Below are 24179 nucleotides of genomic sequence, written 5' to 3'. Positions count from 1 at the left end.
CCACTGGCTCGACATCGAGCCCTTCGTGATGGACGAAGATGAGGGTACCGCATTCGAGACCTTTTTGTTACTGCTTCGTGACCTGTTTCAGGTTTGGGTATCAGCCTTGCGGCGGCAGTGGGATCACGATGCCGAACGGCAACGTGACACCCGGCGGCGGAGTCGGTGTTGGGGCGGCGGCCGGTTCGGGTTCGGCCTGGTCGGGCTCGGCCGGGCCGGGTTCGGGTGTCTTCGCAACCTCCGGCTTCTCGGTCGCCGGGGCCTGCAGCGCTTCGCCCGGCGATTGTGCGGGAATCTGCTCGTTCGGAGCCGTGCCCGGCCGTACGCACGAGGCGGGCAGCTGCGGCGGCTGTGGACGTTCGGGCGCGTTCGGTTCATCCGCCGTGTTCGGTTCGCCCGCCGTGTTCGGTTCGCCGGCCGCGCCGTAGGTCTGTCCGGGGACGATCGGCGCCAGTATGCGCTCGCCCGGCCGCGGCATCGGCGCCGCCACCACCGGCGGATCACACGGATTCACCGGCTTGGGCGGTGGCGGGCAGAAGATGCCGCACGGGATCGGCGGCAGACCGGGGATGTTGATCATCACCTGGGTCGGCACGGCGGGAGCGACGGTGGTCGGCGCGGTCGGCGGTAGCTCGGCAGCGGTGGTGGGGGCGACCGTGTTGGCGGCCAGCATGTCCGGGCGTGCCTGGATCGGCGCGGTGCCCGGCGGGATCAGATCGGGGGAGATGTTCACCTGGCGCGGGGTGCCGCCGGTGCGGTATGCCGCCGACCAGCTCAGCACATTGGCGGCGTAGGCCATCGAGTTGTTATAGCGCAGCACCGAGCGCAGCTCCTGGGCCTGATCGCGCAGGTTCAATCCGCCCGAGCACAGGTACTTGCCCGCGGCGAGCGAGGAGTCGAAAACGTTGTGCGGGTCGGCAACTCCGTCGCCGTTGCCGTCGCTGGCGTACAGCCGCCAGGTGCCCGGCAGGAACTGCATCGGGCCGATGGCGCGGACCGCGCTGCCGTCGGCGGCCCTGATCACCTCGTTGCCAGGCAGGGTGCCGTCGAGGGCGGGTCCGAAGATAGGTGTGACGGTCGTGCCCGCGGCGTCGGTGCGCCCACTGCCCGCGTGTGCCGATTCGATCCGGCCGATACCGGCGAGCAGGCTCCAGGACAGCCCGCAACCGGGCAACGAAGATTCCAGCGCCAGCTCGGCATTGCGGTAGGCCGCGAGCACAACCTCAGGGATTCCGAGTGCGCCACCGGTCATGGGCAGCGCGATGTCGTGCAGCGGCACGGAGCCGGCGAACATCGGCAATCCATCGGCGGACGGAGTCATTGCCCGAAGTTTGCGGGGTGTGTCCGGCGTGACCGGCAGGAGGCCAACTGTCCGGGACAATGGCGCCTCCGCGGCGTTGCTCGCCGCACCGCTGCCCGCTGCCGGACCGCTCGACGCGGCAAGCAACGCTTCCGGCGCCTTGGGGGGCGTGGTCGATTGAGCAGTGTGAGAACCGGATCCAGCAGAGACGAGACCCGCGACGACTAGGGCCGACACGGTTATCGGAGCAGATATTCGCATTCAGCCACACCAATCGTCGACGTCGTGAAAGCGCCTGTCCGGGCCATCCCCTGCCCGAGCGCTCGGGACAACGTGCTCCAGGTTACCCACCAGTCAGGTGCGATGTTGAGCATTTCCGGTCAATCATGAGCTAGTGGCGGCCATTCCGGGCCCACGGCTGGCTTTCGACCGGAGCTTTTCTTTCGATTCGCCTTTGCGGGTTTATCAGACTGAGTGACTCGATCCGAAGTCCCTGCGGCTGCTTCGATGCGGTCGAGCACCTCCCGCATCTCGTCCAATTCCCGGCGCAGATAGTCGCGGGTGGCCACTTCGCCCACCGCAATTCGCAATGCCGCGAGTTCGCGGGCGAGGTATTCGGTGTCCGCTTTGGTCTGCGCGGCGCGAGTTCGGTCCTCCTCCAACGACACTCGGTCGCGGTTGTCCTGCCGGTTCTGGGCCAGCAGGATCAGCGGCGCCGCGTACGCGGCCTGGGTGGAGAACGCGAGGTTGAGCAGGATGAACGGATACGGGTCCCAGCGCAGCGCGACCGCGAACACGTTCAGCAGGATCCAGATGATCACCAAGATGGTCTGCATCGCCAGATATCGACCGGTGCCGAGGAATCGGGCGACTCGCTCGCTGCTGCGCGCCAGCGCCTCGGCGTCCCAATCGATCCGGAACCTGGTTTCGAGCGGTGTCTCCAGGCGTTGACGCGCCGAACTCGACCCGGACCTGCCGCTTGCGGATTTGTCACTCATGTCCGAGTACCCCCATGTGCGCTTCTTCCTCGTCGCGCCAATCCTCCGGCAGCAGATGATCGAGGACATCGTCGACGCTCACCGCGCCGAGCAGATGGTTCTCCGCGTCCACCACCGGCCCGCAGACCAGGTTGTAGGTGGCGAAGTAGCGAGTCACCGCGCCGAGCGAGACGTCGGGCCGCAGCGGGGCGAGGTCGGTGTCCAGAATGCCGCCGACCAGATGGGCCGGTGGTTCGCGCAGGAGTTGCTGGATGTGCACACAACCCAGATATCGGCCGGTCGGAGTTGCCGTCGGCGGGCGAACCACGAACACCATCGAGGCAAGTGCGGGCGTCAGATCCGGATTGCGGACGCGGGCCAGCGCTTCGGCGACCGTCGTCGCCGGAGTCAGGATCACCGGTTTCGGTGTCATCAGACCGCCCGCGGTGTCGGGGGAGTGTTCCAGCAGCCTGCGCACCGGCTCGGACTCCTCCGGATCCATCAGCGCGAGCAGCGATTCGCGTTCCCCCGTGGACAATTCGCCGAGCAGGTCGGCGGCGTCGTCGGGGTCCATCGCCTCGAGTACATCGGCGGCCCTGCGCACCTCCAGATGTCCGAGCAGGTCGACCTGGTCGTCATCGGGCAGTTCCTGGACGACATCGGCGAGCCGCTCGTCGTCGAGCGCCTCGGCGACCTCGATGCGCCGCTTCTCCGGAAGCTCGCGCAGCAGGTGTGCGACATCGGCGGGTCGCATGCCTTCGAACTGGGAAAGCAATTGGGTGACGTCCTGGCCCGGCCTGCCTACTTCATAGGGCGTCAGACCGCTGACCTGTGTCCAATCCACCACGTGCACGGTGCGACGGCGACCGATGCGCCGGTGCCCGCGCACCGCCACCCTGGTCACCACCCAGTCCCTTGTCCTGGTCTGCTCGATCCCGAGATCGGCCACGAATACGTCGACATCGGCGAGGTCGGGCAGGTTCGGATCGTGCACGCGCACCGAGGAATCCACGATCTGGGCGATCGCGAGCAGTTCGCCGGGCCGCTGGGCGAATCGGCGCAGGCTGACCGTGCCGGTATTCAGCGTCACCACACCGGGCTCGATCGCGGTGACCCGCAACATCGGCACGAAAATCCGCCGCCGGGTGGGCAGTTCGACGACGAGACCGTGAATGCGTGGCTGCTGGCCGTCGTAGCGGATGGCCACGACGACGTCGCGGATACGGCCGATAGACTCGCCGTCCGGGCCGAGCACCACCAGGCCGGCCAGCCTGGCAACGTACACCCTGGTTGCTGCCATAGTTGCCAGGCTAGAGGTTCGCGGGCGGGTGTACGCGCCACGCCACGATCGACGGGAGTGATCATGAAGCCGCGCCGTTCGGTGCTTGCCTGCCCCGGCAGCAACCCGAAAATGATCGAGAAGGCCAAGGGCCTGCCCGTGGACGAGGTGTTTCTCGATCTGGAGGACGCGGTAGCGCCGGTGGCCAAGGCCGCCGCCCGCGCGAATATCGTGGCGGCGCTGAACGAACCGGGTTGGGGCACACAGCTGCGGGTGGTGCGCGTCAACGACTGGACCACCGAGTGGACCTACGCCGACGTCATCACGGTCGTCGAGGGGGCGGGCGCGGCGCTGGATGCGATCCTGCTGCCCAAGGTCACCGACGCCGGTCAGGTGAGGGCTCTCGATCTGCTGCTCACACAGCTGGAGAAGGCCAGCGGACTCGAGGTCGGCAGGATCGGCATCGAACCGCAGATCGAGAACGCGCTCGGGCTGCGCAATATCGACGAGATCGCCACCGCGAGTCCGCGGGTGCAAACGCTGGTTTTCGGCCCCGCCGATTTCATGGCAAGCATCAACATGCGCACCCTCGTGGTCGGCGAACAACCGGAGGGCTACGACACCGGCGACGCCTACCACCACATCCTGATGACCATTCTGCTCGCGGCCCGTGCGCACGGGCTGCAGGCGATCGACGGCCCGTACCTGCAGATCCGCGACGTCGACGGGTTCCGCAGGGCGGCAGGACGCACCGCGGCGCTGGGCTTCGACGGCAAGTGGGTGCTGCATCCGGGCCAAATCGACGCCGCCAACGAGATTTTCAGCCCGAGGCAGGCCGATTACGACCGCGCCGAACAGATTTTGGACGCGTACGCCTTCCATACCTCCGCGGCGGGTGGCGCGCGTGGTGCGGTCATGCTCGGTGACGAGATGATCGACGAGGCGAGCGCGAAGATGGCCCAGGTGATTGCCGACAAGGGCCGGGCGGCGGGAATGCAGCGTTCGTCTCAATGACAGGCAGCGGGGCGTTTCACACCACCGAACGACCAGTAGGAATAGCACAATAGAGGTATGACGAATCCCATGGGGAACGCGAACCGCGCACGGCAGGGTCTGCCGACGCCGCCGACAGGCTGGCCGGTGGGCTCGTACCCGACCTACGCCGAGGCGCAGAAGGCGGTCGACTTCCTGGCCGACGGGCAGTTCCCAGTACAGGACGTGACCATCGTCGGCGTCGACCTGATGCAGGTCGAGCGCGTCCTATACCGGCTGACCTGGGGCAAGGTAATCGGTGGTGGAGTCGTTTCCGGCGCCTGGCTCGGCCTGTTCCTCGGTCTGCTGCTCAGCCTGTTCACCACCAGCGGCGCGCTCGGTCCACTGTTGGTCGGCCTGGTCGGCGGCATCATCTTCGGCGTCATCTCCACCTCGATCCCGTACGCGGCGACCAAGGGGCAGCGCGATTTCGCCTCCACCATGCAGTTGGTGGCGGGCCGCTACGACGTGCTGTGCGATCCGAAGTCGGCCGAGCAGGCGCGCGACATGCTGGCGCGGCTGGCGATCTGAACGCATGGAGGTAGTGGATAAGGTCCGCACCGAGGTGCTGGACCATTTCGGCGTGGATACGGCGGCCGTCGATTCGGCGTCGGTGACGTTCCTCGGGTTGGAGCCCATCGAAATACTGCGGATTCCCGGCGACGAGCTCGTGCACTACGTGACCCTGGGCGGGTCGCGCCATCCGATGGGCGATCCCAGCGACCTGCTCGCGGACCCGGTGCGCGGACCGCGCGCCGAGTTGGTGCTCGCCTTGCGCGCCGGGGCCGGGTCGAACGCCGGGCTGGCCAAGACGCTCGGCGTGCTTGCCGCGACGCCTGTCGTGGAAGGAGTTGTGCTGCAGGCGGATGCGCTGCTCGACCTGGGTGAGCCGATGTGGCGGGATGCGCCGTTCACCGCGGTTCTGTTGGGCGAGAGCGACATTCCCGACGTGGTGCTGCCCGAGCCCGCCGAGCCGGTTCGGTATCTGACGGTCGTCCCGGTGACCGCCACCGAGGCGGCTTGGGTACGAGTGCGTGGCGCGCAGGCGTTGCGGGATGCATGGGTGGAGGCGGGGATCGATGTGCACGATCCGGCGAGAGGTGCTGCGTCGCTGTAGGTAGATGGGCGCCTGTACGGGCAGGGCCGATCAGAGCCAGTTGTTGCGGCGGAAAGTGACGAACAGGCTGATGCAGATGGTCGCGATGACGATCAGGACCAGCGGGTACCCCCAGACTTGCCGCAGTTCTGGCATGTGGTCGAAGTTCATCCCGTAGATTCCGGCGATCATCGTCGGCACTGCGGCGATGGCGACCCAGGAGGAGATCTTGCGCATGTCGGTGTTCTGTTGCACGGCGATCTTGGCGAGCGCGGCGCTGATCAGCGCGCTCAGTGAATCGTCGAAATCGGTGATGCGCTCGGCCACCGAGGTGTGATGGTCGGCCACATCCCGCATATAGCGCCGAATTTCCATGGGCAGCGGCAGGTCTGGCTTGTTGGCGAGTAACTGCAGGGGGATCGCGAGCGGGTTCACCGCCCGCCGCAGCTCGACCACCTCGCGCTTGAGCTGGTAGATCGATTCGATGGTGACCTGATTGCGAGGGGTGAAGATCTCTTCCTCCATCTCCTCGATATCGTTCTCGACCGACTGTGCCACCTCGATGTAGGAATCCACGACATGGTCGGCGACCGCGTGCAGCACCGCACCGGGGCCGAACATGAGCTGTTCGGGGTTGTTCTCCAACTCATTGCGGACTCCGGCGAGTCCGGTGTGCTCGCCGTGCCGGACGGTCACCGCGAAGTTGGGTCCGGTGAAGACCATGATGTCGCCGGTCTCGACGATCTCACTGACACTGTGCATTTCGTGCGGGACGTAGCTGACGGTGCGCAGGACGAGGAAGAGGGTGTCGTCATAGCGTTCGAGTTTCGGTCGCTGATGAGCCTTGACCGCATCCTCAACGGCGAGGGGGTGCAGGTCGAAGGTCTTGGCGATATCGGCCATCTGGTACTCATCCGGATCGTGCAGTCCGACCCACACGAATCCGGCTCCGCGGTTTCCTACCTCGGCCATCGCGTCCGCGGCAGAGAACCGGCCTGGCAGCCGTTTGCCATTGAGATAGACCGCGCAGTCGACCACCGCGCGCGCGGTAGGAACGGGGATGTGCGGCCGTGGCGCCGCCGCTCGAGCTTTGCCGCGAAACGACGGTCGCGGCGGAATAGATGGCACCGATTGATGCTACGTCGCCTGCGCGTGATGGTCCGCCGCGAGCGCACTGTAAGACTGAAGGCGTGCGCATCGACCTGCATACCCATTCGACCGCGTCCGACGGCACCGACTCCCCGGCCGAACTTGTTCGGAACGCGGCAGCGGCAGGCCTGGACGTCGTCGCGATCACCGACCACGACACCACCGCCGGGTGGACCGAAGCGGTCGACGCGCTGCCGAAGGGTTTGACGCTGGTGCGCGGCATGGAGATGTCGTGCATCGGCCTGGGTGCGGACGGCTGGCCCGTCCCGGTGCATCTGCTCGCGTACCTCTTCGACCCGGCCGATCGGTGTTTCGCCGACGAGCGAGAGCGGTTGCGTGCCGAACGCGTCGATCGGCTGCGTGCGATGGCCGAGCTGATGCGCGCCGACGGGCTACCCATCGATCCGGACGCGGTACTGGCCTCGGCCGGGCCGTCGGCCGGACGGCCGCACCTCGCGCGGGCGCTGGTCGAGGCGGGCGTGGTGCCGAGTGTCGACGCGGCATTCACCGAACTGCTGGCGCCGCACGGACCGTATTACGCGGAAAAGGCCGATACGCCGCTGCGCCGGGCGGTCGAAATGATCGCCACCGCCGGTGGCGTGAGCGTGCTCGCGCACACGCGGGCCCGCAAGCGTGGACGGCTATTGGCGCTGGACGATATTCGCGAACTCGCCACGCTCGGTCTGGGCGGGCTCGAAATCGACCACCCGGACCATTCCGCGGCCGACCGCGCGGTGCTGGCGGCGCTTGCGACCGAGCTCGGTCTGCTCACCACCGGCTCGTCGGACTACCACGGCGCGAACAAGACCATCCGGCTCGGTGAATTCACCACCGACCCTGCGCAATTCGAGGAACTTGTGGGCAAAGCCACGGGAGTGCCGGTGATCGCCTCGTGAGACCGGTGCGCGGGCTGAGCGGAGTTGTGGCCGCGGGGACGTTCGTGCTGACGCTGGTCGTCATCGGCACCGCGATCATCGCTGCCAGGCGTGAGTTTCCCGGTCCGGGTGGTGAGTCGGTGACCTGGCATCTGGCCATGTCCTCGACCGCCGTCGCGGCACAGATTTTTTCGGATAAACATCGGGGTTTTGCCGCCTTTTCCGGATCGCTGGTTGTTTTCTTGGCTGCCGGATTATTGCTGTGGACGCAGTGGTGGAGCTGAATATCCAGTAATGGTTGCGGCCGGGTGAATTGTGGTCGAACATTTCTCTTTGTGAGCGAAATCGAGACGGACGTACTGGTCCTCGGCGGCGGTCCCGCCGGAGCCTGGGCCGCCGTCTCCGCCGCCGCGACGGGAGCGCGGGTGGTGCTTGTCGACAAGGGACGCTGCGGGACCAGCGGCCCCACCGCCTTCGGGACGACATCGCTGTGGAATATCCCGCCAGGACCGGCCAGGGACGAGGCGGTGGCGCACGCGTACGCGCACGGCGGTGGCCTCGGCGATCCGGACTGGATGCATCGGGTGCTGGAGGAGACCCATCTGCGCGTCGAGCAGTTGGTGCGCTGGGGATACCGGTTTCCCGGCGAGGGCCGTGACCCGGGTGGCCGTGGACTGACGCCCGTGCCGGATCGGCGAACCTCGCTGCGGGTGTGCGTGGACGGGGCGAGCTACCTACGCAGGATGCGACGCAGCGTGCTCGATGCCGGGGTGCGCATTCTCGATCACCATCCCGCACTACAACTGCTCGTCGATCGCGACGGCGTTGCGGCCGGAGCGACCGGAGTGCAGCAGCACAACAGGTTTCGCGGTTGGACGGTCCGGGCGGGCGCGGTGGTGGTGGCCACCGGCGGTTGCGCTTTCCTGTCGGGCGGCGCGGGCACCGACGTCGACACCGGTGACGGACTGCTGTTGGCGGCCGAGGCGGGGGCGCAACTGTCGGGCATGGAATTCTCCAGCGCCTACGGTCTGGAGCCGGTGCTGAACTCGACGTTCGTCTCCGGCCTCGCACTGCACTTCGCCACTCGAATCCGGTGCGGCCATCACCGGTCATCGCGCCGCGGCGTTCGCGGCGATCGCCGACGGCCGCGGCGTATACGCCGCACTCGAAGACGTGCCCTACGCCGTGCGTTGCCGACTGTCGCGGCAAGGCGTGGTGGACAAGACCAAGCGGGTCCCGCTGCGTGCGGTGCTGGAGGGCACGGTGCGCGGGACCGGTGGACTCCGCATCGCCGGGACGGACTGCGCGACCACGGTGGCCGGACTCTACGGTGCGGGTGATGTGACGACGCGGGAGCCGATCACCGGAGCGGTCAGCGGATTCGGCGGACAGGGCGGCGCGTGGGCCATCGCCTCGGGCGTGTGGGCCGGAGCGGGCGCTGCCGGATTCGCGCGCCGCAGGGGCAAGCCGGGCCCGGCGCGCGAGGTGCCAGGGGCCGGGCTCAACCCGGAGGCGCGGATCGACTCGCGCGCGGTGGTCGGGCTGGTGCAGGAGCACACGCTGCCGCTGCGGCGCAGCTACTGGCGCAGCGCGGGCAGCCTGCGCGACAGCATCGGCGAACTCGACGGCCTGTGGCCTGGCGCCGAATTCGGACTCGGCGGTTCCGGCGCGGACCGACTGCGAGCCAGGCAGGCGGCGGCGTTGCTCGCGGTGGCGCGCTGGACCAAGCACAGCGCGCTCGCGCGCACCGAGAGCCGCGGTATGCACCGGCGCACCGATCACCCCGATGCCGCGGCCGATTGGCGGGTGCGGTTGACCTCCGGCGGGCTCGACACGGTGTGGGTACGTGCGGATTTGCGGTCGCCCGCGGTCGGTGAGCCCGCCGCGGCGCCGACGCAATCAGCAGCAGTCGTGCGGGAACAAGCGGGAGTCGTCGCGCCGATCGTGCGGGAGTTTGCCGATCCCGACCTCACCGCGGGCGATCCACTGCCGTTGTGACAGTTCTCCGCCCACCCGATCCGAAATGCGAGTTTCCGCTTACCTCCGGGTAATTCCGGTGACCTATCCTGGGAGTATGGCGCGCGACCGGGATTCGACACACCGGTTTGGCAAGTCGTCGATCCGGCTGGCAGAATGTGTCGGATTCCCCACCTATGCCACCGCCGGGTTCGGGAATCACGGAGATCTCCGCCTCACGACGCACCGTCGCGACCCGAAGATCTCTCCGCATGTTCCGTCCGGACCTACCCGTCCGGCTCCCGCTCTGCGGATCAGTGCCGCGCCACGTGATCGAGATATCGGCATCTCTTGCCCACGCGCAAGCCGACTCGAAACGTACCGGTCAGCGCACTCGATGAGCGGTATGAGTCACCTATTACCTAAATACCCGGCGGTAACCGTTTCCCGGTTGTGCCCGACCCGAGCAGGAGTGAAATCGTGTCACCTGTGACTGACGCACCGAATGCCACTGCCAGCCTTTCCGAGATCACTCACGAAGAGATCTTCGCGGGTCACCTCGGCGGCAAGCTCTCGGTCGAACTCGCCGCGCCGCTGGAGACTCAGCGCGACCTTTCGATCGCCTACACCCCCGGCGTGGCTCAGGTCAGCCGCGCCATCGCCACCGACGAAGCGCTGTATAAGCGCTACACCTGGACCGACCGGCTAGTGGTCGTGGTCAGCGACGGCACCGCGGTGCTCGGTCTCGGTGACATCGGCCCGCGCGCCTCGCTCCCGGTGATGGAGGGCAAGGCGGCGCTGTTCAAGAAGTTCGCCGGGCTCAACTCGATCCCGATCGTGCTGGACACCAAGGATTCCGACGAGATCGTCGAGACGATCATCCGGCTGCGTCCGAGCTTCGGCGCGGTGAACCTGGAAGACATCTCCGCCCCGCGCTGCTTCGAGATCGAGAAGCGGCTCATCGAGGCGCTGGACTGCCCGGTCATGCACGACGATCAGCACGGCACCGCCATCGTGGTGCTCGCCGCCCTCAACGGCGCGGCCAAGGTGCAGGGTCGCGGCATCGCGGGCCTGAAGGTCGTGGTGTCCGGCGCGGGCGCCGCGGGCGTCGCGTGCACGAACATCCTGCTCGCCGCCGGCGTGCAGGACGTGACCGTGCTCGACTCCAAGGGCATCGTCGGCCAGGACCGCAACGACCTCAATGACGTGAAGGCCGAACTGGCCAAGCGCACCAACCCGCGCGGGCTGACCGGTGGCGCCGCCGAGGCGCTGGCCGGCGCCGACGTGTTCCTCGGTCTGTCGGCCGGTCTGATCGCCGAGGACCTCATCGCCTCGATGGCGCCGGAGTCGATCGTGTTCGCCATGTCCAACCCGGACCCGGAGATCCACCCCGAGGTGGCTCGTAAGTACGCCGCGATCGTGGCAACGGGCCGCAGCGACTTCCCGAACCAGATCAACAATGTGCTCGCCTTCCCCGGCGTCTTCAAGGGCGCCCTCGACGCGGGCGCGCGCCGCATCACCGAGGGCATGAAGATCGCCGCCGCCGACGCCATCCTCAGCGTGGTTGCCGACGAACTCGGCCCGGAGAAGATCGTCCCGAGCCCGCTCGACCCCCGCGTCGCCCCGGCAGTCGCCGAGGCCGTGGCCGCCGCAGCTCGCGCCGAGGGCGTCGCGTAACCGCGACACAACTCGACAGGCCGAAGGGCGCCTCACTCATCACCGAGCGAGGCGCCCTTTCTGGATAGAGATCACCGGGGCTCTGAACGAGACGGCCAGCGGCTGTTGCCTTTCGTGGCTGCTTACATGGTGAGGTCCTTTGTCTCCACCAGTGCCTTGGTGCAGAAGAAGCTGAGCGCGGCGAGCGCGGCGAGCATGATGCCGATGGCATTGCTGCCGTAGGACGAGGCGAGTGGTGCGGCGATCAGTGGTGGGATCGCACCGCCGAGGACACCGGCCAGGTTGTAGCCGAGTCCGGCTCCGGTGTACCGATATCGGGTCTGGAACATCTCCGGGAGCAGTGCGCCGCATGGACCGTAGGCGATTCCGAAGATCGACAGGGTCGTGACGACGCCGATGACGAAGGCCACCGGTGAGCGGGTGTCGAGGATCGGGAACAGCACCAGGGCCCAGGCGACGGCTAGCCCGCACGATGCCATGATGACGCGACGTCGGCCGATGCGGTCGGAGTACATAGCGGAGACGATGATCGCCGCGCCGAATGCCACGGCGGCCGCGATGCCCACGGTCAGCACGAACGGGCGGCCGAACCCGAGCGTCTTGGTCCCGTAGCTGGTGAGAAACGCTGTGCCCATGTAGAAGAAGGCGAACAGGCACGCCAGCGCACCAGCGGAGAGCAGGATCTCCTTGGTCTGGAAGCGCCAGGCGTCGAGGAACGGCAGGGTCGTCGCCCTGCCCTCCGGGGCGTCGAGTGCGCGCTGCATCTGGTTCGCGCGGAAGACCGGGGTCTCCTCGATAGCGAGGCGCATGTACAGGCCGATACCGACCAGGACGATGGAGAACACGAACGGGATCCGCCAGCCCCAGTTGAGGAAGGTGTCGTTCGCGTCGCCGAGCACCGCTCCGGTGATGAGGAAGGTGCTGCACGACAGTATGAACGCGAAGGCCGGGCCGATCTGCGGGAACATCGCGTAGAGGCCACGTTTGCCCGGTGGGGCGTATTCGGCGGTCAGTAGGGTCGCGCCGGCCCATTCGCCGCCGACCGCGAATCCTTGGCCGAATCGCAGCAGCACCAGGATGATCGGGGCCGCGACCCCGATGGTGGCCGCGCCGGGTAGCAGGCCGATCAGCAAGGTGCTGACGCCCATCAGCAGCAGTGTCGAGACGAGTGTCTTCTTGCGACCGATCCGGTCGCCATAGTGGCCGAACAGCATGGCACCGACCGGACGCGCGATGAAAGCGACGGCGAAGGTCGCGAACGAGGCGACGGTACCCGCCGTCGATCCGAGCGCAGGAAAGAACACCTTCGGGAAGACAAGGGCGGCAGCGGTGCCGTAGATGAAGAAATCGTAGAACTCGATCGTGGTGCCGATGCAACTCGCTATGGCCACCCTGCGCACGCTCGTGCCTGGCGTCATCACCGCTGTCTCTGTTGGAGACACTCTCATCATGTGTTCCTCTTCTCATGCCCGGTGCGCTGCCCGGTCGGGCTTCGCTGGGTGAGAGGGAAAGTAGTGATGTGGCTCACTCCGCAGCTACCCCCGAAAGGGGGTGGAACCGCGGTGAGCTCAGTTCGTGGTCTCCAGGATGGCGGCCGGGGTGACGTTCACGGGGGTGCGGCGCAGGCGGCCGGTACCCGGCGCGCTCGCCCAGACAGTGAAGGCGAGCAGGCCGTCGAGGACCATGGCGAGGACGGCCACCAGCAGGGCGCCGACGAGGACACGGTCGTAGCGGTAGAGGCCGATGCCGTCGAAGATGTAGCGCCCGAGACCGCCGAGGTTGACGTAGGCGGCGATGGTCGCGGTGGCGACGACCTGGAGGGTGGCGCCGCGCAGCCCGGTGAGCAGGATCGGTAGCGCGTTGGGGACTTCGACGCGGAACAGGATCTGGGTTTCGGTCATCCCCATGGCGCGGGAGGCATCGACGACATCCGCCGGCACATTGGCGATTCCGGCGTACGCGCCCGCGAGCAGTGGCGGAATGCCGACGGTGACGAGCGCCAGCAATGGTGGGACGAGGCCGAGGCCCATCAGCAGCACCAGGAAGGTGAGCAAGCCGAGGGTAGGCAGGGCGCGCATGGCGTTGGCGAAGCCGACGAGCACGGCCGCGCCGCGCTTGGTGTGGCCGATGATCAGGCCGAGCGGCACCGCGACGACGGCCGAGGCGGCGACCGCGAGGAAGCTGTACCAAAGATGTTGGGCGATACGGTGTTCGATGCCGGTCGGCCCACTCCAGTTCGCGCCGTCGGTGAGGTAGTGCCAGGCGTCGAGGAAAAGGTTCACGCGGCTGCCCCTTTCGCTTTCGCGGCCTTGGCGTCGGCCCGCGCCCACGGTGTCGACCAGCGGCCGAGCGCGTACACCAGCCGGTCGAAGATCAGGGCGAGCGCCAGCGTCACGATGATGCCCGCGATGATCTCGTCCGGGTAGTCACGCTGATAGCCCTGGGTGAACAGCTTGCCGAGCCCGCCGACACCGATCAGCGCACCGACCGACACCATGGCGATATTGGAGACGACCACCACCCGCAGGCTGGACACGAAAACCGGTACGGCGAGCGGCATATCGACGGTCAGGGTGCGCCGCAGCGGGCCGAACCCGACCGCGTCGGCGGCGTCGATCACACTGGCGGGCACCGAATCCAGTGCCGTAGGCACCGCGATCACCAGCAGCGCAGTCGAATACACAGTGAGCGCGATGATCACATTCATCGGATCGATAGTGGAGATCCCAACCAACGGCGGGATGATCACGAACAACGCAAGCGACGGCACCGTATAGGCCAGGCTCGACACCGTCACGGTGACGCGCCGCAGCCATGACACCCGACGAACCAACGCCCCCAACGGAATCGCGATCACCAAGCCCAGCGCCAGCGGCACCAGCGCCAGGTACAGGTGAGTCTTGGTGAACCCCATGATCTCCGAGAAATTGTCGATCAAGTACTTCATTGCGCGGCTTCTTGTTCGAAATAGTGCCGGTTGCGTTCGGCGTCCTCGGTTGCCCGCTGGCCCGCGAGCTGCTCGAGGACTTCGGTGGCGAGCACGCCGCCGCGCACAGCGCCCGAATCATCCACGGCGACACCGACTCCGGACGGTGAGGAGATCGCCGCGTCCAGCGCCTGGCGCAGATCGCCCGAGGGCGTGAACAGCGAGCCGCCCGCCGACATGCTTTCCTGCAGTGCCCGTTCGGCGCGCACCGCTTCGACGCCGGTCACATCGACCCAGCCGACGGGTCGGTCGTCCGCGTCGACCACCAGCACCCAGTCGCCGCGCTCCAGGCGCAGTTTGGCCACCTCGTCGGCGGTTGCGGTCTGGATCTCGTGCAGTGGAACGTCATTCGCGGCACGGAAGGACAAGCCGCGATAGCCGCGATCGCGGCCGACGAAATCGGCGACGAAATCGGTGGCGGGCTGAGCGAGGACGCGCTGCGGCGGATCGTATTGCTGCAATACGCCGCCGCGACCGAACACCGCGACCCGATCGCCGAGGGTGATCGCCTCGTCGATGTCGTGGGTGACGAACACGATGGTTTTGTGCAATTCGGCTTGCAGCCTTTGCATTTCGACCTGAAGTTCGGCCCGCACCACAGGGTCGACCGCGCTGAACGGCTCGTCCATCAGCAGCACCGGCGGGTCGGCGGCCAGTGCCCGTGCCACCCCGACGCGCTGCTGCTGCCCGCCGGACAGCTGTGCCGGATACCGCCCGGCCAGCGAGCGGTCCAGACCGACCCGGTCCAGAACCTTGAGCGCTGCCGCACGCGCGGCGCGGCGCGAATCACCACGCAGCACCGGCACCGTCGCGACATTGTCGACCACGGTGCGGTGCGGCAGCAGCCCACCGCTTTGGATCACGTACCCGATACCGAGCCGAAGCTTGACCGGATCGATCGTCGAAATATCCTGCCCGGCAATGGTGATCGTGCCGGCGGTCGGGCGGATCATCCGGTTGATCATCCGCATGGAGGTTGTCTTTCCGCAGCCGGACGGGCCGACGAATACGGTGAACGATCCCGATTCGATGCGCAGGTCGAGGTCGGTGACGGCATGGGTGCCGTCCGGATAGGTCTTGCTGATATCGCTGAATTCGATATCGGACACGCGGGCTCCTGTACACGGCGCGGCGGGACGAAGCCCGCCATCGCCCTTATCCGGTCGGCTTATTCAATCCTTGGGCGGCGACCCACGCCGCGGCAGCGGCCTTGGGCTCGGTCTTGCTGCTACCGGAGACCGCCTCGTTGAGCTTGATCAGTTCGTCGGTGGTCAGCTTCGCGGAAACGGCATTGAGCGCGGCGAGCGACTTATCCGACTTCTTGGCGGCATTGAACAGCGGGACCACGTTCTGGGCCGGGAAGTTGTGCTTCGGGTCTTCCAGCACGACAAGGTTGTTCTGCGCGATCGCGGGCGAGGTGGTGAAGATATTGGCCGCGGTCACCTGGCCGTCGACCAGGGCGCGCACCGTGGCGGGCCCGCCGCCGTCGGCGATCGGCACGAAGTTGTTCGCGGCGATATCGAGGTTGTAGTTCTTCCTCAGGCCGGGCAGGCCGCCTGCCCGCTCCTGGAACTCGGCGGGTGCGCCGAACTTCACCTCGGCCGAATGTGCGGCCAGATCCGCGATGGTGCGCAGGTTCCAGCGCTCGGCGGTGGCCTTGGTGACCACGACCGCGTCGGAATCCTGGCCGGGCGCGGGAGTGCCGATGGCCAGATCGGAACCGAGCGCCTTCGGCAGTGCGCTATCGATGTCGGCGGCGCTGGTCGCGGTCGCGGACTTGTCCAGGTACTGCAGCAGGTTGCCGGTGTACTCCGGGATCACCGAGATGGCGCACTGGCGCAGCGCCGGGATGTAGGCTTCGCGGCTGCCGATATTGAGCCGGGTGTCTACCTTGAATCCGTTGGCCCGCAACACTTCCGCGTAAACGTTGGCAACCGTCTCGGACTCGGGGAAGTTCGCCGAGCCGACGGTCAGCCCGTCGCCCTCGCAGCTGCCCGTGGCCGCCAGTGGATCGGAATTGCCACATGCGGACAGGATCATGGCGGCGGCCAGCGCTGCCGCGGCGACGAGGGTCCGGGTCGCGCGCAGCGTCATGCGCAGCGCCGACCGCCCGTGCCGTGCGGCATCGGGGGAAATTGTGGTGTTCACTGGGGTCCTTCCGGCAAAAGCGGGCGATGCGACGGGCCGTGCCTCAACGGCCACCGGTACATTCTGGTTGTTCATACTGCCCGTTGCATGATCTTCCTGTTGGCTACGGAGAGTTGGTGTCGCCGGATGATGTTGGCCGCGTCGAGGCGGGTAGTGGCTCGGGTAGTGGTCGTCGCGGCCGTCACACTGGCCGTTTCCTGTGGAAACGACACCCAGGGCCCCACCCTAGTGGTCGGCGCGGGTGATTCGATGGAATCGAATCTGCTTGCGCAAATCTATTCCGCAGCGCTGTCCCGTACCGGTGTGCCCGCCTCCGTCGCACCACATCTCGGCAATCGCGCCGACTATCTGGCCGCGTTGGACGCGGGCACCGTTGCGGTGGTCGGTGAACACAGCGGTGAGTTGCTCGCGTTCCTTGACGCCAATTCGCGGGCGCGCAAGCCCGAGGTGGCTGCCGAGGTGGCGAATCGGCCGGTGCCTGAACTGTCGGTGACCGAGGCGGTGAACAGGTCGTTGCCCGAGGGGCTTGCGGTCTCCGATCCGGCCGACGGCACGGACATGCGCCCGCGAATGCTGGTGGCCGAGGCGGCGGCGACCCGCGATCGGGTACGGTCCATCGGCGATCTCGCGTCCCGGTGCGGTGAACTCGAGGTCGGCGTGGCTCCGGTGCCGGAGGTGCTGCGTTCGCCTGCTGCCTTGCTTCAGGTGTCCGGCTGTAGCTTTGCCGGAACCAAGCCCTTTCCCGATGCCGCCACCCTTCGAAAAGCCTTGCTGGACGGCGAGGTCCAGGCCGGAGTCCTTGGCGGGCCCCCCTCGCTTGCCCCGGGGGCAACCGATGGGCTGACCGTCCTGTCCGACGACGACTACGCATTCCGTGCGGAGAACGTGTTGGCCGTGTATCGCAAGGGTCTGCTCGACGATCGGCAGATCCGGAAGCTGAACTATGTCGCGGGAGAGCTGACCACCGATGAGCTCGTCGCCATGATCCGCCGGATACGCGACGGTGCCGTCCCTGCTGACGTAGCGCGCGCCTGGCTGGACGCACACGCTCTGTAGACACCGGCCGGTGCAGCCGCCGCGGCCACAGGGTTTGTTGCCGCCGCTCGATTGTTGCCGCATGCCCGGGTGTCGAACGTCTGCACAGGACAGCCTGATTCGGCTGGTCCTGATCACCGCGCCGAGTGGCCGCTGAATCTGGGTTGCGGTCCGCCTGACCGGCATCTGCTGTGCCGCCGATCACCTTTCCGATCGCCGAAACGTCTTGCGGCTCGATTGCTCCACACCGTATATTCCACGTGGAGTATTCAGAAGGGGGCATTCGGTGGTAGCCGTGGCTATCGTGCGTGGTCTCGGAAATCCACAGGAGGTACCGGTATGGGGCGGCAGGCGCGCTCCGCGGTGACGCCATTGGCGATCTCCGTGCTCGCACTGCTCGAAGAGCGGCCGATGCATCCCTACGAGATGTATCAAGTGCTGATCGCCCGTCGGGAAGACATGCTGGTGAAGGTGCGACCCGGCTCTCTCTATCACACAGTCGCGCGGCTGGCCGATCAGGAACTGGTGCTGGCCGAGGGCATCGACCGAGAAGGGAATCGGCCCGAGCGCACCACCTATCGGATCACCGACAGCGGTCGAACGGCGTTGCGCGCCAGAATCACCGAGATCCTGCGGGCTCCCGCGCCGGAGTATCCGATGTTCCCCGTCGCGCTCGCGGAGGCGCACAACCTGCCGAAGGCGGATGTGCTCGCGCTGCTGCGGGAGCGCGTCGAGCACCTGGAACACGACCAGGCCGACAACGAGGCGATGGACAGATGGGCAGGCATGCACGCGGTGCCGCGCCGCTACTGGATTGTGCTCCCGTATCTGCGCGCCACCATCGCCGCCGAGATCGCCTGGATCAACGACCTCATCACCGAGCTCGACAGCGGTGAGATGGAGTGGGAGGAATTCGATCCGAAGACCGGTGTTCGGATCTCAGGGGGCCACGACGCATGGTCCGAAGCCGCCGACGCACTCGATGCCGAATTGCCACCGGTGCCCCGGCGTGCGACGGGGACGAGCCCGCCCTGATGTCAACTGTCGAACCAGCCATGCACCGAAACTTCGTCATCCGGAGACGTCCGAGATAGGAACGAAATCCATGTCCACCCAACGCAATCCGTGGCTAGCGCTTTTCGCGCTGGTCGTCGGCTTCTTCATGATCCTGCTGGACATGACGATCGTCGCAGTCGCCAACCCGGCCATCATGCGCGACCTGGGCGCCGATATTTCCCAGGTCATCTGGGTAACCAGCGCCTATCTGCTCACCTACGCGGTGCCGCTGCTCGTCACCGGCAGGCTCGGTGATCGCTACGGCCCCAAGAACATGTACCTCATCGGCCTCGCGATATTCACCGCCGCGTCGCTGTGGTGCGGCCTGTCGGGAACCATCACCATGCTGATCGCCGCGCGCGCCGTGCAGGGCCTCGGCGCGGCATTGATGACCCCGCAGACCATGGCTGTGATCACCAGGACATTCCCGCCGGACAAGCGCGGCGCGGCGATGGGTCTGTGGGGCGGCGTCGCCGGACTTGCCACCCTGGTCGGCCCGATCCTCGGTGGCGTGCTCGTCGACGGCCTCGGCTGGGAGTGGATCTTCATCGTCAACGTTCCGGTCGGCGTCCTCGCCTTCGCGCTGGCGGTCTGGCTGGTGCCCGCGCTGCCGACGCACGAGCACAAGTTCGATATTCCCGGCGTGGTGCTCAGCGGTGTCGGCCTGTTCCTGCTGGTGTTCGGGATCCAGGAGGGCAACACCTACGACTGGTCGTTGCGGATCTGGCTGATGATCGTCGCGGGCGCGCTGGTGCTGGTGGCGTTCGTGGTGAACCAAGCGCGCAATACCGGTGAGCCGCTGCTGCCGTTGCGCCTGTTCCGCGACCGCAACTTCGGGCTGTCCAACCTGGCTATCGCCTCGATGGGCGCCGCGGTCACCTCGATGATGGTGCCGTCGTACTTCTATCTGCAGGCGGTGCGTGAGATGTCACCGACCAAGTCCGCGTTGGTGTTCGCGCCGATGGCGATCGTGACCGGCATTTTCGCGCCGGTGATCGGCAAGTACTCCGACAAGCTCCATCCGCGCATCGTCCCGACCATCGGCTTCGTCGGATTCGCGTTCTCGGTCTTCTGGTTCGCGGCGGTGATGACGCCGGACTCGTCGATCGTGTGGTTCCTGCTGTCGGCCGCGCTGGCCGGCTTCGCCAACGCCTGCATCTGGGCGCCGCTGGCCTCGACCGCAACCCACAATCTGCCGGTGCAGTTCGCAGGCGCGGGCGCGGGCGTCTACAACACCACCCGTCAGGTGGGCTCGGTACTCGGCAGCGCTGCCATCAGCGCCCTGGTCGCGGCCCGAATGAGCGCCAACGGCCTAGGTGGCGGCAAAGTCACCGAGGGCGGCGGCGGACCCGTCCCCGAATTCGTCAAGGACGCCTTCAGCACCGCCCTGAGCCAGTCCATCCTGCTCCCCGCAGGCATCCTCCTCATCGGCGTCATCGCCTCGGCCCTCTTTATCCGCCACGGCGAAGGCGCCACCGCGAGCACCGAGTCCGAACCGGCCGACACCGTCGCGGCTTGAGTTGTCTGTGCCCCGTGTGCAATCCGCGCACGGGGCACACGCATGTGCTGGGTCTGTCAGCTCACCTGGACGGTGACGGTGGGGTAGCCGGTGGCGCCGTCGGGGACTACGTCGCGGCGTTCGGAGGTTTGGGTTTCGCCGGTGCCGTCGGTGGCGCGGGCGCGGATGGTGTGGGTGCCGGGGGTGGCGTTCCAGTCGTAGACCCATTGGCGCCAGGTGTCGATGGATTGTTCGGTGGACAGGCGGGTGGGTTGCCAGTCGCCGTCGTCGATTTGGACTTCGACCGCTGTGATGCCGCGGTGCTGGGCCCAGGCGACGCCTGCGATGGGAATGGCGCCCGCCTTGATGCGTGCGCGGGAACGAGGGGTGTCGATTCGAGACGCGGTCTTGATCGGGCCTTTGGCGGACCAGCCGCGGCGGGTCCAGTAGGCGGTGGCGCGGTCGAATCGGGTGACCTCGAGTTCGGTGACCCATTTGGTGGCGGAGACGTAGCCGTAGAGGCCGGGCACGACGAGTCGGGCGGGGTAGCCGTGGGTGACCGGCAGTGGCTCGCCGTTCATGCCGACCGCGAGCAAGGCGTCGCGGCCGTCGGTGAGCACGGCCAGCGGGCTGCCCGCGGTGAAACCGTCGATGCTGTGGGAGAGAACCATATCCGCGTCCGGGTGCGGGCCGGCCTCGGCGAGCAGGGCATCGAGCCGGTAGCCGCGCCAGCGGGCATTGCCGATCAGATCGCCGCCCACCGGATTCGAGACACAGGCCAGTGTCACCAGGCTCTCGACGGCGGTCCGATTCGCGAGGTCTGCCCAGCTGATCCGGACTTCGCGATCCACCATGCCGTGGATGCGCAGCGACCAGTCATCGATGGATACCTGCGGAACGATCAGCGCGGTGTCGATCCGATAGAAGTCGGCATTCGACGTCAGGTAGGGCGTCAGCCCCGGCAATCGCAGATCCACACCGGGCGCGAGTGGCGTCTCCGGCTCGATCGGCTCCGGCAACTGCACCGCCGCCCGCTCACCCGAAACGTCATGCCGTTGCGCGCCCAACAGCCGCCCACCCACTCCGGCGAGTACCGCCAAACCGCCGGTGATCGCGAGTCCGCGCAACACCTGCCGTCGTTCTGGCGCTGCCGTTGTCGGATTGGCGGCTTGCCTTGTCGCATCCGTGGATTCGCCCACTGACGGGGATACTTCCGCACGCTCTTCCCCCGGCGTGGCGGAGGCGTTGCGCGAGCGCGCTGCGGACCTGTCGATGGCCTCCGGGTGACTGGTCGAGGTATCGGTATCGGGCGGGCGTATGGCCGAGGCTGCGGTGGACTGGGTTGCAGCACGAGCATTGTCCTCGGCCGAGACGTCACTCGGTGAGTTCGTGGGGTTGTCGGCGGATGTCCCGGAGACAGCCGATGTCCCCGAGGCGGCTGACTCGGCGGCCTCGTCGATTCGGCGAGTCAGGGCTCGAAGAGCGTAAATGCCTGCGGTGACGCCGATTACAGTGGGGAGGGCGCCGGAGAGTCCGGTGCGGTTGGCGGCGATGACGGCCGCAATGACGCCGAAGAGGGCCAGCAGCGTAGAGCCTGCGGCGCGGGTGGTGCGTTCGATTGCGCCTGACAGTCCGGCGACGATGATCGCCACCACCGCCATACAGATGTACAGCACCGCTTTGTCGTTGGTGCCGAAGGTGGAGATGACCCATTCGCGCAGACCGTCGGGGGTGTGATCGACGACGGTGTTGCCGAGGGCTGCGAGTGGGGCGCGTTCGGGGCCCATGAAGGCCGCGAGCAGTTCGGCGACGCCCAGCGCCAGCCCGGCGGAAACTATCCCCGCCACCACCCGAAGCACCCGCACATCGGCCATAAGAAGGAGCCTACTGCCGCATTCGACCACAAAGAATGAGCATTCGGTGACGAACACCCGGGTCCCCGGCGTACCCGCCCAGCTGAGTGGCGCGTCGGTTCGGCACGGATTCAGTCCGCTGTGCCCGCTGGCCTGTGTCGCTGGTAGTACCGCGCCACGCGGACCCGGTTTCCGCAGCGCTGGGCTGAGCACCAGCGCCGACGGGGGTGGGTGGGCAGGAACAGCAGCACGCAGTCGTCGGCTTCGCAGCGCTTGAGTTTGCCGATCGAGGGGTCGGTGAACAGGTCGATGGCGGACTCGGCCAACGCGGCCGCCGCCGCGGCGCCGAGCGGGCCGCGGCGGCGAGCGGTCGCGACCACAGTGTCGCCGTTCCAGTCCAGCTCTCGGATCAGGGGTGCGGCGGCCTGGGCTCTTTCCAATCCACGCAGGGCAGTGGCAGGCGGTCTCCGACCGGCCAGCAATGCCTCGAGCGCTGTGGCGGTGTCTTCGCGTACAGCGCGAACGGCGATCAGGTCGGCGGCGGTGGGCTGCTCGATCGCGACGCCGTGCAGCCGATCCGCTTGCAGTGCAAGCCATTCCGTCAACTGCGCTGGTGTATCCAGCAGATCTGGGCCGTCCGGTGCGGTGTTGACCAGGTCCAGCGCTAGCGGCTCGCCGATCAGCGGGGTCGAATCGCTCATAGCCCTAATGCTACTCCTACGTCTTGACACATTAGGTCGACATGGGCTAAAACTAATGCAACATCTTCAGAAGAAAGCGTGTGAATAGATGATCGCCTTGCCTCGAGTCGAGCACCGCAGCGTCGACGTAGCCGGAGTCCAGGTCTTCTACCGGGAGTCGGTCCCGGATCGCGCTGACGCGCCGGTGTTGTTGCTGCTGCACGGGTTTCCCTCGGCCTCGCACCAGTTCCGCAGACTGATCGACGTCCTCGGCAGCCGATACCGGCTGATCGCACCGGACTATCCCGGCTTCGGCCACACCGTCGCCCCCGCGGACTTCGAGTACACCTTCGATCGGCTCGCCGACGTGGTGGAGGGTTTCCTGGAGCGCCTCGACGTGCGCCGCTTCGCGATGTACGTCTTCGACTTCGGCGCCCCCGTCGGCTTCCGGATCGCCACCAGGCACCCGGAGTGGATCGCGGGTCTCGTGGTGCAGAACGGCAACGCCTACGAAGCCGGATTGTCGGACGGCGCCAAGGAATTCACCGCGCTGACACCGGAGCAGCCAGGTGCCGAAGAGACGATCCGCGGGCTGCTCACCCTGGAGGGCACCCGTGGTCAGTACGAACACGGCGTCACCGACCCCACCCGGATCGCTCCAGAAAGCTGGACCCTCGATCAGCACTTCCTCGACCTCCCCGGCCGCAAGGAGGCTCAGGTAGCACTGGCCTTCGACTACAAATCCAACGTCGCCGAGTACCCCGAATGGCAGGCCTGGCTGCGCAAATACACCCCACCCGCCCTGATCACCTGGGGCGCCAACGATCCCTTTTTCCCCGCCCCCGGCGCCCACGCGTATCTCGCCGACCTTCCCGACGCCGAACTGCACCTCTTCGACACCGGTCACTTCGCCCTGGAAACTCACCTGGATGACATCGCGCCGCTGATCGCAAACCTCCTCGAAAAACTCCGTAACTAGCCCTCCCCGCCGCAACCTACCGCCCTTCTCCCCGCGCCCGTGGACAGCCGTTCACCCCACACCCCCCTCCCTCAACCGCGCACCCAGTGTGCGGCTGCAACACGGGGTGTTCGGTACTCGGGCGGCATCCGCTCGTGACGCAATCACAGTCAGACGATCACGTTGGCAGCTGGCGCTGCGCATCCTGACACCCCGCGTCGTAACCGTGCACCCAGTACACCGGGTGCGCGGTTACGACGCGGGGTGTTCGGTACCCGGGCCGCATCGCTCGCGACGCACCCACAGTCAGACGGCCACGTTGGCAGCTGGCACTGCGCATCCGAACACCCCTTACACCAGCCGTACACCCAGTGCACGGGGTGCGCGGTTGCTACACGGGGTGTTCGGTTCTCGGGTGGCGTCGCTGGCGAGGCACCCACAGTCAGACGGCCACGTTGGCAGCTGGTGCTGCGCATCCTGACACCCCGCGTCGTAACCGTGCACCCAGTACACCGGGTGCGCGGTTACGACGCGGGGTGTCCGGTGCTTCAATCACGCCGCGTGCGGGGGCGGGGAGGAGGTTGTCGGCGATGAGCGGCGGGTTGTTTGCGTCGGAACGATGGG

At 67.1% G+C, this 24179-nt stretch carries 24 protein-coding genes; 13 read left to right on the top strand and 11 right to left on the bottom strand.

What is annotated here, in order from left to right:
• Positions 1-100 precede the first annotated feature (100 nt).
• On the bottom strand, positions 101-1321 hold the full coding sequence (locus ACFQZZ_RS29405; protein WP_378687239.1) for a lytic murein transglycosylase: 1221 nt from the start codon (positions 1319-1321) through the stop codon (positions 101-103).
• Positions 1322-1349: 28 nt separating this feature from the next.
• Between ACFQZZ_RS29405 and ACFQZZ_RS29400 the strand changes: the two genes are divergently transcribed.
• The gene (locus ACFQZZ_RS29400; protein ID WP_378687237.1) at positions 1350-1481 is read left to right on the top strand and encodes a hypothetical protein; all 132 of its coding nucleotides are present in this window, start codon (positions 1350-1352) and stop codon (positions 1479-1481) included.
• A 199-nt stretch (positions 1482-1680) separates the two neighbouring features.
• Here ACFQZZ_RS29400 and ACFQZZ_RS29395 read toward each other — a convergent pair whose 3' ends face one another.
• Both ACFQZZ_RS29395 and ACFQZZ_RS29390 read right to left on the bottom strand, forming a co-directional pair.
• Positions 1681-2298, bottom strand: coding sequence for a DUF1003 domain-containing protein (locus tag ACFQZZ_RS29395; protein ID WP_378687235.1), 618 nt, complete (start codon positions 2296-2298; stop codon positions 1681-1683).
• Complete coding sequence (locus ACFQZZ_RS29390) at positions 2291-3577, bottom strand: magnesium transporter MgtE N-terminal domain-containing protein (RefSeq protein WP_378687233.1); 1287 nt, start codon at positions 3575-3577, stop codon at positions 2291-2293. Before ACFQZZ_RS29390 ends, ACFQZZ_RS29395 begins: the two co-directional genes overlap by 8 nt.
• Positions 3578-3640: 63 nt before the next feature.
• On the opposite strand from ACFQZZ_RS29390, the gene ACFQZZ_RS29385 reads away from it, so the two are divergent.
• The 3 genes from ACFQZZ_RS29385 to ACFQZZ_RS29375 are packed head-to-tail and all read left to right on the top strand — an operon-like array spanning position 3641 to position 5705.
• The gene (locus ACFQZZ_RS29385) at positions 3641-4570 is read left to right on the top strand and encodes an HpcH/HpaI aldolase/citrate lyase family protein (protein ID WP_378687232.1); all 930 of its coding nucleotides are present in this window, start codon (positions 3641-3643) and stop codon (positions 4568-4570) included.
• A gap of 57 nt (positions 4571-4627) precedes the next feature.
• Positions 4628-5119, top strand: a complete 492-nt coding sequence (locus ACFQZZ_RS29380) for a general stress protein (RefSeq protein ID WP_378687230.1) — start codon at positions 4628-4630, stop codon at positions 5117-5119.
• A 4-nt stretch (positions 5120-5123) separates the two neighbouring features.
• Entirely contained in the window at positions 5124-5705 is a 582-nt protein-coding gene (locus ACFQZZ_RS29375) for a suppressor of fused domain protein (protein ID WP_378687228.1), read from the top strand.
• Positions 5706-5735: 30 nt separating this feature from the next.
• Here ACFQZZ_RS29375 and ACFQZZ_RS29370 read toward each other — a convergent pair whose 3' ends face one another.
• Positions 5736-6812 carry a magnesium and cobalt transport protein CorA gene (locus ACFQZZ_RS29370; protein ID WP_378687226.1) on the bottom strand — a complete coding sequence of 359 codons (1077 nt, stop codon included), beginning with the start codon at positions 6810-6812 and terminating at the stop codon, positions 5736-5738.
• 62 nt (positions 6813-6874) lie between these two features.
• Here ACFQZZ_RS29370 and ACFQZZ_RS29365 point away from each other — a divergent pair, with 62 nt between their 5' ends.
• The 5 genes from ACFQZZ_RS29365 (at position 6875) to ACFQZZ_RS29345 (ending at position 11341) form a co-directional block, all read left to right on the top strand.
• Positions 6875-7729: a PHP domain-containing protein gene (locus tag ACFQZZ_RS29365; protein ID WP_378687224.1), complete on the top strand. Its 855-nt coding sequence runs from the start codon at positions 6875-6877 to the stop codon at positions 7727-7729.
• A gap of 44 nt (positions 7730-7773) precedes the next feature.
• Positions 7774-7992 carry a hypothetical protein gene (locus tag ACFQZZ_RS29360; protein WP_378687222.1) on the top strand — a complete coding sequence of 73 codons (219 nt, stop codon included), beginning with the start codon at positions 7774-7776 and terminating at the stop codon, positions 7990-7992.
• A 51-nt stretch (positions 7993-8043) separates the two neighbouring features.
• Positions 8044-9048 carry an FAD-dependent oxidoreductase gene (locus ACFQZZ_RS29355; protein ID WP_378687220.1) on the top strand — a complete coding sequence of 335 codons (1005 nt, stop codon included), beginning with the start codon at positions 8044-8046 and terminating at the stop codon, positions 9046-9048.
• On the top strand, positions 8957-9706 hold the full coding sequence (locus ACFQZZ_RS29350; RefSeq protein WP_378687288.1) for a hypothetical protein: 750 nt from the start codon (positions 8957-8959) through the stop codon (positions 9704-9706). The genes ACFQZZ_RS29355 and ACFQZZ_RS29350 overlap by 92 nt, the downstream gene beginning before the upstream one ends.
• Positions 9707-10144: 438 nt before the next feature.
• Positions 10145-11341: an NADP-dependent malic enzyme gene (locus tag ACFQZZ_RS29345; protein ID WP_378687218.1), complete on the top strand. Its 1197-nt coding sequence runs from the start codon at positions 10145-10147 to the stop codon at positions 11339-11341.
• A gap of 122 nt (positions 11342-11463) precedes the next feature.
• On the opposite strand, the gene ACFQZZ_RS29340 is transcribed toward ACFQZZ_RS29345, so the two are convergent.
• The 5 genes from ACFQZZ_RS29340 to ACFQZZ_RS29320 all read right to left on the bottom strand — a co-directional run bounded on the left by ACFQZZ_RS29340 (position 11464) and on the right by ACFQZZ_RS29320 (position 16421).
• Positions 11464-12792, bottom strand: coding sequence for an MFS transporter (locus tag ACFQZZ_RS29340; RefSeq protein WP_378687216.1), 1329 nt, complete (start codon positions 12790-12792; stop codon positions 11464-11466).
• Positions 12793-12909: 117 nt separating this feature from the next.
• Entirely contained in the window at positions 12910-13623 is a 714-nt protein-coding gene (locus ACFQZZ_RS29335) for an ABC transporter permease (RefSeq protein WP_378687214.1), read from the bottom strand.
• A complete protein-coding gene (locus tag ACFQZZ_RS29330; RefSeq protein ID WP_378687212.1) occupies positions 13620-14288 on the bottom strand; it encodes an ABC transporter permease in 669 nt (222 codons plus the stop codon). Before ACFQZZ_RS29330 ends, ACFQZZ_RS29335 begins: the two co-directional genes overlap by 4 nt.
• Positions 14285-15436, bottom strand: coding sequence for an ABC transporter ATP-binding protein (locus ACFQZZ_RS29325; protein WP_378687210.1), 1152 nt, complete (start codon positions 15434-15436; stop codon positions 14285-14287). The genes ACFQZZ_RS29330 and ACFQZZ_RS29325 overlap by 4 nt, the downstream gene beginning before the upstream one ends.
• A gap of 46 nt (positions 15437-15482) precedes the next feature.
• Positions 15483-16421: an ABC transporter substrate-binding protein gene (locus ACFQZZ_RS29320; RefSeq protein ID WP_378687287.1), complete on the bottom strand. Its 939-nt coding sequence runs from the start codon at positions 16419-16421 to the stop codon at positions 15483-15485.
• 207 nt (positions 16422-16628) lie between these two features.
• On the opposite strand from ACFQZZ_RS29320, the gene ACFQZZ_RS29315 reads away from it, so the two are divergent.
• From ACFQZZ_RS29315 to ACFQZZ_RS29305, 3 genes are all read left to right on the top strand, one after another.
• On the top strand, positions 16629-17531 hold the full coding sequence (locus ACFQZZ_RS29315) for a glycine betaine ABC transporter substrate-binding protein (protein ID WP_378687208.1): 903 nt from the start codon (positions 16629-16631) through the stop codon (positions 17529-17531).
• Positions 17532-17849: 318 nt separating this feature from the next.
• Positions 17850-18545, top strand: coding sequence for a PadR family transcriptional regulator (locus ACFQZZ_RS29310; RefSeq protein ID WP_378687206.1), 696 nt, complete (start codon positions 17850-17852; stop codon positions 18543-18545).
• A gap of 70 nt (positions 18546-18615) precedes the next feature.
• On the top strand, positions 18616-20085 hold the full coding sequence (locus ACFQZZ_RS29305; RefSeq protein ID WP_378687204.1) for a DHA2 family efflux MFS transporter permease subunit: 1470 nt from the start codon (positions 18616-18618) through the stop codon (positions 20083-20085).
• Positions 20086-20141: 56 nt separating this feature from the next.
• Here ACFQZZ_RS29305 and ACFQZZ_RS29300 read toward each other — a convergent pair whose 3' ends face one another.
• Together ACFQZZ_RS29300 and ACFQZZ_RS29295 are read right to left on the bottom strand one after the other, a co-directional pair.
• Positions 20142-21938 (bottom strand): molybdopterin-dependent oxidoreductase, encoded by a 1797-nt coding sequence (locus ACFQZZ_RS29300; RefSeq protein WP_378687203.1) that lies wholly within the window; start codon positions 21936-21938, stop codon positions 20142-20144.
• Positions 21939-22048: 110 nt separating this feature from the next.
• A complete protein-coding gene (locus ACFQZZ_RS29295) occupies positions 22049-22618 on the bottom strand; it encodes a CGNR zinc finger domain-containing protein (protein WP_378687201.1) in 570 nt (189 codons plus the stop codon).
• 88 nt (positions 22619-22706) lie between these two features.
• On the opposite strand from ACFQZZ_RS29295, the gene ACFQZZ_RS29290 reads away from it, so the two are divergent.
• Positions 22707-23576, top strand: a complete 870-nt coding sequence (locus tag ACFQZZ_RS29290) for an alpha/beta fold hydrolase (protein WP_378687199.1) — start codon at positions 22707-22709, stop codon at positions 23574-23576.
• Positions 23577-24179: the final 603 nt, after the last annotated feature.

The sequence above is a fragment of the Nocardia sp. GCM10030253 genome (genome assembly GCF_042675075.1).
Classification (GTDB): domain Bacteria; phylum Actinomycetota; class Actinomycetes; order Mycobacteriales; family Mycobacteriaceae; genus Nocardia.
The sequence above is the reverse complement of the archived record's forward strand: the minus strand, read 5'-3'. Positions and strand labels throughout refer to the sequence as shown.